Raw genomic sequence first — 14685 nt, 5'->3', positions numbered from 1 at the left:
TGCGCTCAAAGCTTGCTCTATTAGAGTAAAACAGGGCGTGTGGGGGAGGTACTTACTTAAGTTTGGTAAATAATATTACAAGTCTCTGATTATCAAAATAATCTTTAAGGAGAAAAATTTCTTCCCTTAAGGAAAAATATATTTTTCCTTAAGGATAATTTTATTTTTCCTTAAGGGAAAATTTTGAGTCTCTACTTTCCTTATTTTACGGGGCTTTAAGTGTAAAGATTAGAATATAGAATTATTCTTACATGGTATTGGGCTGTTGTATGTAGTTCCAATAAGGGGAAAAGCATACTCCTTTGCTGCGGATTGCAAATCCGCAGAGCATAAATAGGTTAGGACATTTTTTAACGCCGGATTTCAAATCCGGCGGGACGCCTAGCGGACTTGCGTTCTTGAAAAACTAAAAGAGGGTGTGTCATGAACTTATGACACACCCTCTCATTTATACTTATTGTTTTGTTATCTCAAAGAAATTACTTCTTGTTGATAGCGAGGTCGATAGCTACAGCGATAGCAACAGTAGCACCAACCATAGGGTTGTTACCCATACCGAGGAAGCCCATCATCTCTACGTGAGCAGGAACTGAAGAAGAACCTGCGAACTGAGCGTCTGAGTGCATACGACCCATAGTATCAGTCATACCGTAAGAAGCAGGACCAGCAGCCATGTTATCTGGGTGCAATGTACGACCTGTACCACCACCAGAAGCTACTGAGAAGTATGGCTTACCAGCAGCCACACGCTCCTTCTTGTATGTACCAGCTACTGGGTGCTGGAAACGTGTAGGGTTTGTAGAGTTACCAGTGATAGATACATCTACATCCTCGCTCCAGTTGATAGCAACACCCTCGCGAACGTCGTCTGCGCCGTAGCAGTTAACCTTAGCACGTGGACCGTCGCTGTAAGCGATGCGGTTAACAACCTTCAACTCACCAGTGTAGTAATCAAACTTTGTCTGAACGTATGTGAAACCGTTGATGCGGCTGATGATCTGAGCAGCATCCTTACCAAGACCGTTCAAGATAACGCGCAATGGGTTCTTGCGAACCTTGTTAGCCATCTCAGCAATCTTGATAGCACCCTCAGCAGCAGCGAAAGACTCGTGACCAGCCAAGAAAGCGAAGCACTGAGTCTCCTCACGGAGCAAACGAGCAGCCAAGTTACCGTGACCGAGACCAACCTTACGGTCGTCAGCTACAGAACCAGGGATGCAGAAAGCCTGCAAACCGATACCGATAGCCTCAGCTGCGTCAGCAGCAGTCTTAGCACCGTTCTTGATAGCGATAGCAGCACCAGCTACATACGCCCACTTAGCGTTCTCGAAGCAGATACGCTGAGTATCTTCACACATCTGATAAGGGTCAACACCTGCGTCCTCGCAGATTTGATTAGCCTCTTCCAAGCTCTGAATACCGTTAGCATTAAGAGCAGCAAGAACCTGCTTCTCGCGACGTTCCTGACTTTCGTAACTTACTTTTCTAATCATATCTGTATCTCCTTATTATTCTTTACGTGGATCAATTGCTTTAACAACACCCTGCTCAGCAGTTGTACGACCGTAGCTACCTGTGAACTTCTTGACAGCCTCGTTAGCGTCCATACCGTTCTTGATAGCCTCCATCATCTTGCCGAGGTGAACATACTCGTAACCACAAACCTGGCTGTCCTTATCCAAGAACTGCTTTGTGATGTAACCCTCTGTCAACTCGAGGTAACGTGTACCCTTAGCTACAGTACCGTAGAGAGTACCAGTCTGTGAACGAAGACCCTTACCCAAGTCCTCAAGACCTGCACCGATAACAAGACCGCCCTCAGAGAAAGCGCTCTGGCTACGACCGTAAACAATCTGGAGGAAGAGCTCGCGCATTGCAGTATTGATAGCATCGCAAACGAGGTCAGTGTTCAAAGCCTCAAGGATAGTCTTACCTGGAAGAATCTCAGAAGCCATAGCAGCTGAGTGAGTCATACCGGTACAACCGATAGTCTCAACGAGAGCCTCCTGAATAACGCCTTCCTTGATGTTCAAAGAGAGCTTGCAAGCACCCTGCTGAGGAGCACACCAACCCACACCGTGAGTATAACCAGAGATGTCCTTGATCTCTTTTGCCTGAATCCATTTTCCCTCTTCAGGAATTGGAGCTGGTCCGTGGTTAGGACCCTTAGCGACAACGCACATGTTGTCTACTTCTTTTGAATAGATCATATTCGCTAAATTTTATATTAATGAATATATAAAAGTATAAATTCTTCTTCTTAAATTCATATTGTTTTGCTGAAACATCGGCGTTAAACCTCAATTCCGACCACAAAAGTACAAAAAATATCTGTAAAATACCCAAAAAAGAGTATTCTTTTTAACTCTTTAACCTAATATTTAGATTTTTTCTTGGGTTTGTCCCTATTTTAATGTATCTTTGCAAACTGAAAATAGCAATTTTGAAGATTATGATTGAAGTTAAGATACAGGACGCCGTGCTTCAGCAGGCAGCGGAGGCAGGCATGGATGAATTTGTGAAGGCTTTCGTGGATGCAATCCGCGAGGCGATTGGTGGCGAACTCACTGCTGAGACCATGGCTGAGCTGAATAGCGACCAGATTACGCTCCTGGCGTGGGATACCCTGCATGAGGAGATGATGGATGGCGGTATGATTCAGCTCATCCATAACGGCTATGGTGCCTTCCTCTGGAAGAATCCTACCGACAAGGCGTTCCGTAACTGGGGGCTTGTGGAGCTTTCAAAGCTTATCAAGAAAAGTCATTTCCTCTATAAGAGTCATCATGAAGACATCGAGGGGGATATGAGCGACGAGGACTTCATGGCACTCTATGAGAAATACCCTGAGTTTGATGATTTCGATGATGAATTCGTGGAGAACGAGGAGGAATGGACCAGCAAGGTGGCTTTCTATATTGATGAGCATATCGAAAACTTCGTCACTATTATATAATATTAAGGTATTAGGATTATGAACAAGAAAGATCAGGAACTCCGCAAGAAGAGTCCGATACAGATACGCAACAAGAAGGCATCGTTCGAGTACTTCTTCGTTGATACTTACACCGCTGGTATCGTACTTACCGGTACCGAGATCAAGTCGATCCGTGGCGGTAAGGCATCCCTGGTAGATTGCTACTGCGATTTCTATCAGGGTGAACTTTGGGTAAAGGGTATGAATATCTCGCCTTATTTCTATGGCTCTTTTTCCAATCATGAGGCTCGCCGCGACCGCAAGCTCCTTCTCACCAAGCGCGAATTGCGCCGTTTGGAAGAGGATAGCAAGCAGCCGGGCTTTACCATCGTGCCTACACTTGTCTTCATTGACGACAATGGACGTGCCAAGGTGGATATCGCCCTCTGCAAGGGTAAGAAGGAGTATGACAAGCGTCAGACCCTGAAGGAGAAAGAGGATAGAAGAGAAATGGATAGAGCCATTAAGCACTTCTAATACTTTGAACGTTGAGATTTGAACTTTGAACTTTATGAAATGCATCTTTTTATGATGTTAGTCATTTCGGGTGGTTCTCTTCTCGATGTTTAAATACTCTTCATTATTTAAGTTTTTAGGATAATATGACAAATCATAAAGTTCAAAGTTCAGAGTTCAAAGTTCAATGTGACAGGAAGATTCTGATTCTGGATGGTGCCATGGGTACTGAGATTCAGAAGTATAATCTTACAGAAGAAGACTTCAGAGGCGATCGTTTCCGCGATGTGCCGGGAATGATGAAGGGCAACAACGATATGCTCAACATCACTCGCCCTGATGTTATCTCTGATATTTACCGACGTTACCTGGAGGCGGGCGCCGACATCATTACGGCGAACACCTTCTCGTGTCAGCGCATCTCGCAGGCTGATTATCACCTGGAAGACTGTGCTAGGGAGATGGCTTTCGAGGGCGCCCGCTTGGCGCGTATCGAATGTGATAAGTTTTCTACACCCGACAAACCACGTTTCGTAGCAGGAGATGTGGGACCTACCAATAAAACTTGTTCCATGAGTCCGGACGTCAGTAATCCTGCCGCCCGGGAGATTACGTACGATGAACTTTTCACCGATGTCTGCGAACAGGTGGATGGTCTCATCGAAGGTGGAGCGGATGTCATCCTTATCGAAACCATCTTCGATACGCTCAACTGTAAGGCGATGATCGACGCTGCCATTACCATGATGAAGAAGCACGGGGTAGAACTGCCTATTATGATCAGTCTTACGGTGAGCGATCTGGCTGGCAGAACTCTGAGCGGTCAGACCGTGGATGCTTTCCTGGCTTCGCTCTCTCCTTATCCTATTTTCTCGGTAGGTATGAACTGTGCCTTCGGTGCTCCCCAGATGAAACCGTTCATCGAGCATCTGGCAAAGGTTGCACCTTATTATATTAGTGCCCATCCTAATGCCGGATTGCCTAACGAGATGGGACAATATGACGAGACGGCAGAGTCGATGGCTCCGCAGATAGCCGAGTTTATCGATGAGGGCATCGTCAACATCATCGGCGGCTGCTGTGGAACCAGTCCTGAATTCATCGCCCATTATGCCCGCATTGCCGAGGGTAAGAAACCACATCAGGTAGTAGAGAAGCCTCAGTATATGTGGCTCTCGGGCTTGGACTTGCTGCAGGTAGATGACTCCGTTCATCTGCCAGTAGATGCCAGTCGCTTTGTGAATGTCGGCGAACGCTGTAACGTGGCTGGTAGTAGGAAGTTCCTGCGATTGATTAATGAGAAAGGTTATGAGGAAGCTATCGGTATTGCCCGCAAGCAGGTGGCAGATGGTGCAGCCGTGGTGGACGTGAATATGGACGACGGACTGCTGGATGCCAAGGCGGAAATGGTGAACTTCCTCAATATGATAGCGGCAGAACCTGAGATTGCCAAGGTGCCTGTGATGATAGACTCCTCGAAGTGGGATGTGATTCTTGCCGGACTGAAGTGCTGTCAGGGTAAGTGTATCGTGAATTCCATCTCCCTGAAGGAGGGTGAAGAGGTTTTCCTCTCTCATGCACGTGATGTCATGCGTTATGGCGCCGCCGTCGTGGTGATGTGCTTCGATGAAGTGGGACAGGCCACTACCTATGAGCGACGTATCGAGATAGCCGGGCGTGCCTATCACCTCCTGGTAGATAAACTGGGAATGAATCCGCTCGATATCATCTTCGATCCGAATGTGCTTGCCATCGCTACGGGTATGGAGGAGCATGATAATTATGCCGTGGAATTCATCCGTGCCACCGAGTGGATTCATCAGAATCTGCCTGGAGCACATGTCAGTGGTGGAGTCAGCAACCTCTCGTTCTCGTTCCGCGGTAATACGTATATCCGCGAGGCGATTCATTGTGTGTTCCTGCATCATGCCCAGAAGGTAGGTATGGACTTTGGTATCGTAAATGCCAAGGCAAGAATGGATTATGATAAAATACCTAATGAACAGCTCGAACTCATCGAGGATGTGGTATTGAACAGAAGAAAGGGTGCTGCCGATGATCTCATCGAACTGGCTGCCGAAATCAAGGCGAAGGCTGATGCGGCAAAGGCTGCAGCCAAGGCGGGCGGTGCGCCAGCTCCGAAGTCTGCTGCACCAGAGTGGCGTAAGCAGGCTGTGGAGGAAAGATTGAAGTATGCCCTGCAGAAGGGTATTACCGAGTTCCTGCAACCTGATATAGATGAGGCATTGCAGAAGTATCCGCATGCCGTGAACGTCATCGAGGGACCGCTGATGGATGGTATGAACCTGGTGGGTGAGCTCTTCGGTAAGGGCGAGATGTTTTTGCCGCAGGTGGTGAAGACGGCACGAACCATGAAAGCTGCCGTTTCCATCCTCCAGCCTCATATCGAAGCAGAAAAGCAGGGTGGAAGTACTTCTGCCGGAAAGATTCTGATGGCGACCGTAAAGGGAGATGTGCATGATATCGGTAAGAATATCGTGTGCGTGGTGATGTCGTGCAACAACTATGATATCATCGACCTGGGCGTGATGGTACCTGCCGAGCAGATTGTGAAGAAGGCGATAGAAGAGAAGGTAGATGCCATCGGCTTGAGTGGCTTGATTACTCCATCATTGGAAGAGATGGTTCACACTGCCCAGGAGATGCAGAAGGCAGGCTTGCGTATCCCGATCATGGTGGGAGGCGCTACCACGAGTGAACTGCATGTGGCTTTGAAAATCGCACCGGTGTATGATGGACCGGTTATCTGGGTGAAGGATGCTTCGTTGAATGCCGGTATCTGTGCCCGATTCCTCAATGAGACAGAATGCCCTAAGTTTATAGCTGAACTTGATGAGCGATACGAACGCTTGCGCAATGAGTATCATGAACAGCAGGCGAAGATTGCCTCGCTGGAAGAAGCACGAAAGAACAAGCTTGAGCTGTTTTAAACTAAGCGTTTATTGATAATGTGGCAAAAATGTTTTATAATAGAATATATAAGGTATTAGTAATAAGGATAATATGATCAAGACGGTTATTTTTGATATGGGTGGTGTCGTGATCACCCTCGACGAGAATGAGGCAGGCAAACGCTTTGTTGAGTTAGGTATGAAGGAGTTTGCCGAGAAAATGGATCCTTATAAGCAGTCGGGCTTGAATGGCGATCTGGAAGAAGGAAAGCTTTCCGAGGAGGAGTATCGCCGTCAGGTAAGCGAGAAGGTGGGTCGAGAGGTGAGCTTTGAGGAGCTGCAGCATTGCTGGCTGGGCTATATGAAGGAGGTGCCTGCCCGCAAGTTGATGACCATCAGAAATCTCAAGAAGCAGGGATATCGCGTGGTCTTGCTCAGCAATACCAATCCATACGTATCTGCTTGGACGGATAGTGAGGATTTCTCTGGCGACGGTCATCCTATCGGTGATTATTTCGATGCCATGTATCGCAGCTATGAGGTGAAATATATGAAGCCGGACGAGAATTTCTTCCGTTACGTGATGGCGCAGGAAAAGGCGTTGCCGGAGGAATGTCTCTTTATTGATGACGGTGCCCGTAACTGCTGTGCGGCTTCTGAGGTAGGACTCTTTACCTATTGTCCGCAGAACGGGGAAGACTGGTGTGATAAAATCTACGATTATTTGAAGTAATGATTTATGGTGATTATTTGCAGCCCAACTGCAAATAATTGCCATTTTATTTTGCATTCTGCAAGAAATAATGTACTTTTGCAGTCGCAAATATTAAATAATTAGACAATGGTTAAGAAGAAAAGATGGCATTGTCTGCCTGGTCAGCCTGTTACAGAGCTCGACAAGCAGGTGATGTTTTGGGAAAATAAGGGTAAGCTCGTACCTACCCGTGACTTGATTAAGACTCCAGAACAAATAGAAGGCATCCGCAAGAGTGGTGTCGTGAATACAGGTTGTCTCGATGCTGTTGCCGAGATGATCCGTCCGGGTATCAATACTCAGCAGATCGATGACCTCTGTATGCAGTATTGCAAGGATCATAATGCGATTCCTGCCTGCCTCAACTATGAGGGCTACCCTAAGAGTGTATGTACATCCATCAATGAAGTGGTATGTCATGGTATTCCTAAGGAAGAGGATGTCCTCGAAGAGGGTGACATCGTCAATGTGGATATGACTACCATCGTGGATGGTTACTATGCAGATGCCAGCCGTATGTTCATCGTTGGCGGCAAGACAACTCCGGAAAAGGAACAGTTGGTTCGTGTTGCCAAGGAGTGTCTTGAGATTGGTATGGAGGCGGCTAAGCCTTACTCTTTTGTGGGCGATATCGGTCATGCCATCGAAAAGCATTGCAAGAAGTATGGTTATGGTGTTGTCCGTGACCTTTGTGGTCATGGAGTAGGCTGTCAGTTCCATGAGGAGCCTGAGGTTCTTCATTATGGTCATAGAGGAACTGGTATGTTGCTCGTGCCTGGTATGGTGTTTACTATCGAGCCAATGATCAATATGGGAACCTGGCAGGTGTTCATCGATGCCGATGATCCATACGGATGGGAGGTAATTACCGGTGACGAAAAGCCATCTGCTCAGTGGGAGCATACACTCGTGATGACTGAGACGGGTGTGGAGATTCTTACACATTAATATATATGGGCTTAGCCCTTAGTAATTATGGAAGAAAAAAAGGATATATATATATTAGGTATAGAGAGCAGTTGCGACGATACCTCAGCCGCAGTGCTCAAGAATGGAGTACTGCTGAGTAACGTGACTGCTTCTCAGGAAGTGCACCGTGCTTATGGTGGCGTGGTGCCTGAGCTTGCTTCCCGTGCTCATCAGCAGAATGTGGTGCCTGTGGTAGATCAGGCTATCGCCCGTGCGGGCATCAGAAAGGAAGATCTGTCTGCCGTTGCCTTCACCCGTGGACCGGGCTTGATGGGCTCTCTGCTCGTGGGTGTGAGTTTTGCCAAGGGCTTTGCCCGTTCGCTCAACATCCCGATGATTGATGTCAATCACCTGCAGGGTCATGTGATGGCTCATTTCATCAAGGAAAGCGATGATGACCAGAGTGCACCTCCATTCCCATTTATCTGTCTTCTTGTGAGCGGTGGAAACTCGCAGATTGTGAAGGTGAATGCCTACAATGATATGGAGGTTCTCGGTCAGACTATCGATGATGCTGCCGGTGAGGCGATAGATAAGTGTGCCAAGGTGTTGGAGTGGGGCTACCCAGGTGGTCCTGTTGTGGATAAGTATGCCCGTCAGGGTAATCCGAAGGCTTTCAGCTTTGCTGAGCCACACATCCCAGGTCTAAATTATAGCTTCTCTGGCTTCAAGACCAGTTTCCTCTACAGTCTGCGCAAGTGGGTAGCTGCTGATCCTGACTTTGTGGAGAAGAACAAGTTTGACTTGGCTGCGAGCATCGAGTTCACCATTGTGGATATCCTGATGAAGAAATTGCGCATGGCAGTGAAGCAGACAGGAATCAAGCATGTGGCTGTGGCTGGTGGTGTGAGTGCCAACAATGGTCTCCGCAATGCTTTCCATGATCATGCCAAGCGTTTTGGCTGGACCATCTACATACCAAAGTTCAGCTATACCACAGACAATGCGGCTATGATTGGTTGTGTAGGTACATTCAAGTATCGTGATGGCGATTTTGCCACCATCGATCTGCCTGCATATAGTAAAGTAACATTTAAGTAAACAGGAATTCTTATGGAATTTGAAACAAAGATATTAAGCAAGGGCATCCAGGAGATGCTCTACAATAGTGACAAGACAGTGGGCACAGCCGAGAGCTGCACAGGCGGTCGTATCGCCGAAGCGCTTATCTCTGTGCCAGGTGCCAGCAATTACTTCAAGGGTGGTGTGGTAAGTTACACCAATGAGGTAAAAGAGAATCTTCTCGGAGTGAGCCATAAGCTTCTGGAGGAGAAGACAGCCTTCTGCGAGGAAGTAGCTAAGGAGATGGTACTTGGTGCCATCAAAGCCCTGAATGTAGATTTCGCCATTTCGGCCACAGGTGTATCGGGACCTACAGGTGGTACTCCATCTGCGCCAGTGGGTACAATCTTCGTAGGATTTGGTAGCAAGGATGATGTTCGTGTGGTGAAACTCACAGAGGATTTCGGTCGTGATATCAATCTTGCAATTGCCACAAATACAGCGCTTAAGGGTATGCTCGATTTCCTGAAAGAACATGCTGAAGATTTGAAAAAAGAGGCATAAAATGCTAATTTAGAGCTATAAAGTATTAATAATCCTTAAAAGACAGCGTTCTTTTAGGGATTATTTTGTTATTACCGAATTATTTTGTAATTTTGCACTCTGTTTGGAATAGGTATCAATTAACGAATTACAAAATTAAAGATAGAAATGTCTAAAATTTGTCAAATTACAGGTAAGAAGGCACAGTTAGGTTGCAATGTGTCTCACTCAAAGCACCGTACAAAGAGAAGCTTTGACGTTAACCTCTTCAGCAAGAAATTCTACTATGTAGAAGAGGGTTGCTGGATCAGCCTCAAGATCAGTGCTGCTGGTCTTCGTCTTATTAACAAGGTAGGTCTCGATGCTGCTTTGAATCAGGCAGTAAAGAAGGGCTACGTAGATTGGAAGGACATTAAAGTTATAGGAGAATAAATATCATGGCAAAGAAAGCAAAAGGTAATAGAGTACAAGTTATCCTCGAGTGCACTGAGCATAAGAACAGTGGTATGCCAGGTACAAGCCGTTACGTGACTACAAAGAATCGTAAGAACACTCCTGAGCGTCTTGAGTTGATGAAGTACAACCCAATCCTTAAGAAGATGACTCTTCACAAGGAGATTAAGTAAGCTCGCTTACAAGTTTATAAACAATTTTATCAATTTTAATAGACTATGGCAAAGAAAGCGGTCGCTACCCTCCACGAAGGTAACATGGATGGTCGCGCATACACAAAGGTTATCAAGATGGTTAAGAGCCCTAAGACTGGTGCTTACGTTTTCGATGAGAAGATGGTACCAAACGAGGCTGTTAAGGATTTCTTCAAGGACTAATCTGGTTGCATAGGCATTCAGGCTAGCGTTCTCTTGGAGACTCGCATAAATACAATAAGGTCGCAATACTCTTATCAAGGGGTATGCGGCCTTTTTTGTTTTTGTTACAGAAGCTGTTTTTTTCGTATGAATATATATTTCTTTCTTTTTTCTTTTGATATTTCAAAATAAAAACGTAACTTTGCACGGAATAAGTGAAATGTCCGCTTTTGCAGGAAAGAGGATATATTAATGTTTTTTTAAGAAGAAAGGAACAAGATAAGATGCCGTTAAGATTACCGGATAAACTTCCAGCTATTGAGCTGCTGAAGCATGAGAATATTTTCGTGATGGATGAGAGTCGTGCGCACAGTCAGGAAATCAGACCGCTGAAGATTTGTGTGCTCAACCTGATGCCGCTTAAGATCACGACAGAAACTGATTTGGTGAGACTGCTCTCCAATACGCCTCTGCAGTTGGAGGTTTACTTCATGAAGTTGAAGAGCCATACTCCAAAGAATACGCCGATAGAACACATGATGATGTTCTATAAGGACTTTGCGGAACTGTCAAAGCAGAAGTTTGACGGTATGATAGTGACGGGTGCTCCTATCGAGACGATGGAATATGAGGAGGTGGAGTATTGGCCGGAAATCCAGGAGATATTCAATTGGGCACGTACCCACGTTACCTCTACGCTGTATATCTGCTGGGGTGCGCAGGCTGGACTCTATCACTTTTATGGTGTTCCAAAATATCAGCTTGATAAAAAGAAGTTTGGTATCTTTCCTCAGAAACCGCTTGATCCCTCACTCCCTATCTTCCGTGGTTTTGATGACATCTTCAATATGCCACACAGCCGCCATACAGAGGTGCGCAGGGAAGACATCGAAAAAGTGCCGGGATTGGATATTATCGCAGAATCTGCAGAGAGTGGCGTGAGTATCGTAATGGCGAGGGGTGGACGCGAATTCTTCGTGACAGGTCATCTGGAATATGCGCCTAACACGCTCGATAAGGAGTATAAAAGAGACATGGGCAAGCGAGACGACGTAGAATTGCCTGAGAACTATTACTTCCATGACGATCCGAATGAGGCACCTTTGGTAACATGGCGTGCCCATGCCAACCTGTTCTACAGTAACTGGATCAACTATTACGTTTATCAGGAAACTCCTTATAATATTGAGGATATTCAATAAGGTTGGAGTCGTAAAAAGAACTAAGATAGGTTAGGAAATGAATGATATTGAAGCAAAGAAGAAAAAAGAAATACACTTGACGGAGCTAGAGCTTCTTGCCCCAGCCAAGAATCTGGAGTGTGGTATCGCTGCTATCGATCATGGTGCCGATGCGGTATATATAGGTGCACCACGTTTTGGAGCCCGCGCTGCTGCTGGCAACTCGCTGGAGGATATCAAGAAACTCTGTGATTATGCCCATCAGTTTCGTGCCAAGGTTCACGTAACGGTGAATACCATCATCTATGAAAATGAGATGGAGGATACGCTGAAGATGATTGGCGAGTTGGACCGTATTGGAGTGGATGCACTCCTGTTGCAGGATATGGGTGTTCTCTGGGATGTAAGAGCCAATCAACTATGGCACCGCGAATTGCATTCCAGCACGCAGTGTGATGCACGTTCTGCAGACAAGGTTGCCTGGCTGTCAACGCTTGGATTCGATAGAGTGGTCCTTGCCCGTGAACTTTCTCTTGATGAAATCAGGGAAATCCACAGGAAAAATCCTTCTACGCAGTTGGAGGTCTTTGTGCATGGTGCGCTTTGTGTTAGTTATTCGGGTGTATGCTATGCTTCGGAAAAATGTTTCGGCCGTTCTGCAAACCGTGGTGAGTGTGCTCAGTTCTGCAGAATGAAATTCAATCTCATAGATTCCAATGAAAATGAAATAGAGCATGAGCGTCATCTGCTGTCTTTGAAGGATCTCTGCCAGATAGATCATCTGCAGGAACTTGCTGATGCGGGTGCAACTTCTTTCAAGATAGAAGGACGCCTGAAGGATGTAAACTATGTGAAGAATGTTGTGGCTGCTTATAGTCGGAAACTCGATGAGGTTGTTGCTGCCAATCCGGATAAGTATTGTAGAGCATCATTTGGTCGTGCTATCCATACGTTCCAGCCTAACTTGAAAAAGACATTCAACAGAGGATTTACCAACTATTTCCTCAATGGGCGACAGCCGGACATCGCTTCTTTTGATACACCGAAGGCGATGGGCGAGTATGTTGGTAAGGTCAAGGAGATAAGAGGCAATGTTTCCTTCAACGTGGCGACAGTGGCAAGCTTTGCCAATGGTGATGGTCTCTGCTTTATCAACGACGAGAAAGAACTGGAGGGATTCCGCGTAAACCGTGTGGAAGGTAACCGACTCTATCCGCTTCGTATGCCGGAGCATCTGCGCCCAGGCATGGCTCTCTATCGTAATAATGACCAGGCTTTTGAGAATATTCTATCAAAGAAAACTGCGAGCCGCAAGATACCTCTCCACATCAAGATTGCACCATATTATCGGGGATCGATGCCTCTTCAGGATATTTCTGTTCAGGTAGGAGTTTCGGTGAATGTTCCTCAATTAGGCTCTATGACTACGGAAGGCTTCTTGGAGAAGCATAAAGCTTACAAGATTGACGAGTATGTTTTCGAGTTTGATGCTCCGCTGGAATTGGCGAAACGTCCTCAGGGTGATAATATCAGAAAGCAGCTGAGCAAGATGGGCAATACGGTATTTGAATGTGATGAAGTGGTTCTTGAAGGTGATATTGAGAATTATTTCATTCCTAATAGTTTCCTGTCTGATTTTCGTAGGGATTTGATCGCAGCCGTGACTGAAGGTATTCAGAATATTGTAGATAAATCGTTGGAGAAAGGCTTTATGGATGAATTATTCTCATCACCTTATCGCCTGGATCAGGTGGGTGAGCATGAATTGAGTCCGGAGGAGTTTGTCTGGCAGCCTGCCTATGGCAAATGGCCATATCTCTATAATATCGCTAACCGCAGTGCTGAGCATTTCTACAAGACGCATGGCATGAAGCATATTGAACCTGCATTTGAGGTTGAGCAACCTAAGGGGGAATCGCTCATCATGCAGTGCCGCCATTGCATCCGCTACTCTTTGGGCTATTGTGTAAAACGAGGAGGCAAGAAGCCGCAATGGAAGGAGCCTCTGTTCCTGGAGCTGGGCGATGGCAGAAGATTCCGATTGGAATTCAACTGTGCAGAGTGCCAGATGAATGTCTATAGCACAAAATAAAAACGTAACGGGTTTCGTAACCCAAAATAAAGAATGAGAATAAAACTGATGATAAAAATGATGGTATGTATGTTGGGCATCTGTTTGATGCTCAACAGCTGCTATCATCGTCATAACTCCCATCAGCAGCATGCAGCCATGCTGGAGTACAGTGACCGTCAGTTGGATTCTATCTCATTCTCTACCACCCACCATTACACCAACAAATATAACTTTATGGTGTTTAAGGATTCTATCCACTTGATGCGACAGCAACCAGAAGAATTGGTGAGTGGTCTTTCGGTAGATTCATTCTCTGTCAAAAAGAACCAGCTTCTGGTTGTGACAGATATCCGTATGGTGCCACAAGACAGCATCGACTCTGTATGGGTGCAGCTTGCCACTGAAGATAACAGGTTTGGATGGAGTAGGGAATCGAGATTGCTTCCTCAGGTAGTACCGGATGATCCTATCTCTGAATTCATCATGACTTTCAGTAATGTCCACCTGCTCATTTTCCTGGTGGTCATCGTAGTCATCACTTTGGCTTATCTGGTAAGAAAGGTATTTCATAGCAATGCCAAGATTGTGCATTTCAATGATATTGATTCGCCGTATCCTCTTGCTCTTGTGCTTCTGGTATCCATCTCGGCAGCCTTTTATGCCTGGATTCAGACGTTTGAACCAGAGATGTGGCGACAGTTCTATTTCCATCCGTCATTGAATCCTTTTGCGGTACCTAAGGTGTTGGGAGTATTCCTTGCCTTGGTATGGAGTATTCTCATTGTGGGACTGGCATGTGTCGATGAAGTTTATCATCGTCTTCCGTTTGGTGAAGCCCTGTTGTATCTGGGCGGTCTGGCAGGTGTATGTGCACTCGATTATATCATTTTCAGTGTTTCCACCTTATATTATATAGGCTACATCCTGCTGGTGGCATACATTTGGTTTGCCGTCAAGTCCTATCGCAGGGGGAATTCCTAATAAATAAGGATTTTGGGTGTCAGGAAA

At 46.0% G+C, this 14685-nt stretch carries 15 protein-coding genes; 13 read left to right on the top strand and 2 right to left on the bottom strand.

From position 1 onward, the window contains the following. Positions 1 to 479: 479 nt before the first annotated feature. Both DXD25_RS11175 and DXD25_RS11170 read right to left on the bottom strand, forming a co-directional pair. On the bottom strand, positions 480 to 1493 hold the full coding sequence (locus tag DXD25_RS11175) for a GGGtGRT protein (protein WP_117663570.1): 1014 nt from the start codon (positions 1491 to 1493) through the stop codon (positions 480 to 482). Between the two features lie 15 nt (positions 1494 to 1508). Beyond that, positions 1509 to 2210 carry an iron-sulfur cluster assembly scaffold protein gene (locus DXD25_RS11170; protein WP_006849036.1) on the bottom strand — a complete coding sequence of 234 codons (702 nt, stop codon included), beginning with the start codon at positions 2208 to 2210 and terminating at the stop codon, positions 1509 to 1511. A 242-nt stretch (positions 2211 to 2452) separates the two neighbouring features. Between DXD25_RS11170 and DXD25_RS11165 the strand changes: the two genes are divergently transcribed. The 13 genes from DXD25_RS11165 to DXD25_RS11105 all read left to right on the top strand — a co-directional run bounded on the left by DXD25_RS11165 (position 2453) and on the right by DXD25_RS11105 (position 14658). Beyond that, the gene (locus DXD25_RS11165) at positions 2453 to 2956 is read left to right on the top strand and encodes a DMP19 family protein (protein ID WP_117663569.1); all 504 of its coding nucleotides are present in this window, start codon (positions 2453 to 2455) and stop codon (positions 2954 to 2956) included. Between the two features lie 18 nt (positions 2957 to 2974). Next, on the top strand, positions 2975 to 3454 hold the full coding sequence (gene smpB, locus DXD25_RS11160; protein ID WP_089543360.1) for an SsrA-binding protein SmpB: 480 nt from the start codon (positions 2975 to 2977) through the stop codon (positions 3452 to 3454). Positions 3455 to 3579: 125 nt separating this feature from the next. Then, the gene (gene metH, locus DXD25_RS11155; RefSeq protein WP_117663568.1) at positions 3580 to 6384 is read left to right on the top strand and encodes a methionine synthase; all 2805 of its coding nucleotides are present in this window, start codon (positions 3580 to 3582) and stop codon (positions 6382 to 6384) included. Positions 6385 to 6457: 73 nt separating this feature from the next. Continuing rightward, on the top strand, positions 6458 to 7078 hold the full coding sequence (locus tag DXD25_RS11150) for an HAD family phosphatase (protein WP_117663567.1): 621 nt from the start codon (positions 6458 to 6460) through the stop codon (positions 7076 to 7078). 108 nt (positions 7079 to 7186) lie between these two features. Continuing rightward, entirely contained in the window at positions 7187 to 8047 is an 861-nt protein-coding gene (gene map, locus DXD25_RS11145; protein ID WP_089543357.1) for a type I methionyl aminopeptidase, read from the top strand. A gap of 27 nt (positions 8048 to 8074) precedes the next feature. Then, positions 8075 to 9109 (top strand): tRNA (adenosine(37)-N6)-threonylcarbamoyltransferase complex transferase subunit TsaD, encoded by a 1035-nt coding sequence (gene tsaD, locus DXD25_RS11140; RefSeq protein WP_117663566.1) that lies wholly within the window; start codon positions 8075 to 8077, stop codon positions 9107 to 9109. Positions 9110 to 9121: 12 nt separating this feature from the next. Further along, complete coding sequence (locus DXD25_RS11135; RefSeq protein ID WP_117663565.1) at positions 9122 to 9634, top strand: CinA family protein; 513 nt, start codon at positions 9122 to 9124, stop codon at positions 9632 to 9634. A 147-nt stretch (positions 9635 to 9781) separates the two neighbouring features. Continuing rightward, the gene (gene rpmB, locus DXD25_RS11130) at positions 9782 to 10045 is read left to right on the top strand and encodes a 50S ribosomal protein L28 (RefSeq protein WP_006849044.1); all 264 of its coding nucleotides are present in this window, start codon (positions 9782 to 9784) and stop codon (positions 10043 to 10045) included. Positions 10046 to 10050: 5 nt separating this feature from the next. After that, positions 10051 to 10239, top strand: a complete 189-nt coding sequence (gene rpmG / locus DXD25_RS11125; RefSeq protein WP_006849045.1) for a 50S ribosomal protein L33 — start codon at positions 10051 to 10053, stop codon at positions 10237 to 10239. Positions 10240 to 10284: 45 nt separating this feature from the next. Beyond that, positions 10285 to 10443 (top strand): DUF4295 domain-containing protein, encoded by a 159-nt coding sequence (locus tag DXD25_RS11120; protein ID WP_006849046.1) that lies wholly within the window; start codon positions 10285 to 10287, stop codon positions 10441 to 10443. Positions 10444 to 10706: 263 nt separating this feature from the next. Continuing rightward, complete coding sequence (metA, locus tag DXD25_RS11115; RefSeq protein ID WP_117663564.1) at positions 10707 to 11624, top strand: homoserine O-succinyltransferase; 918 nt, start codon at positions 10707 to 10709, stop codon at positions 11622 to 11624. Between the two features lie 76 nt (positions 11625 to 11700). Further along, a complete protein-coding gene (locus DXD25_RS11110; RefSeq protein WP_187360475.1) occupies positions 11701 to 13695 on the top strand; it encodes a U32 family peptidase in 1995 nt (664 codons plus the stop codon). Between the two features lie 33 nt (positions 13696 to 13728). After that, positions 13729 to 14658, top strand: coding sequence for a zinc ribbon domain-containing protein (locus DXD25_RS11105; RefSeq protein ID WP_117663562.1), 930 nt, complete (start codon positions 13729 to 13731; stop codon positions 14656 to 14658). Positions 14659 to 14685: the final 27 nt, after the last annotated feature.

The sequence above is a fragment of the Prevotella sp. TF12-30 genome, from assembly GCF_003436715.1.
Taxonomy (GTDB): Bacteria; Bacteroidota; Bacteroidia; order Bacteroidales; family Bacteroidaceae; genus Prevotella; species Prevotella copri_A.
The sequence above is the reverse complement of the archived record's forward strand: the minus strand, read 5'-3'. Positions and strand labels throughout refer to the sequence as shown.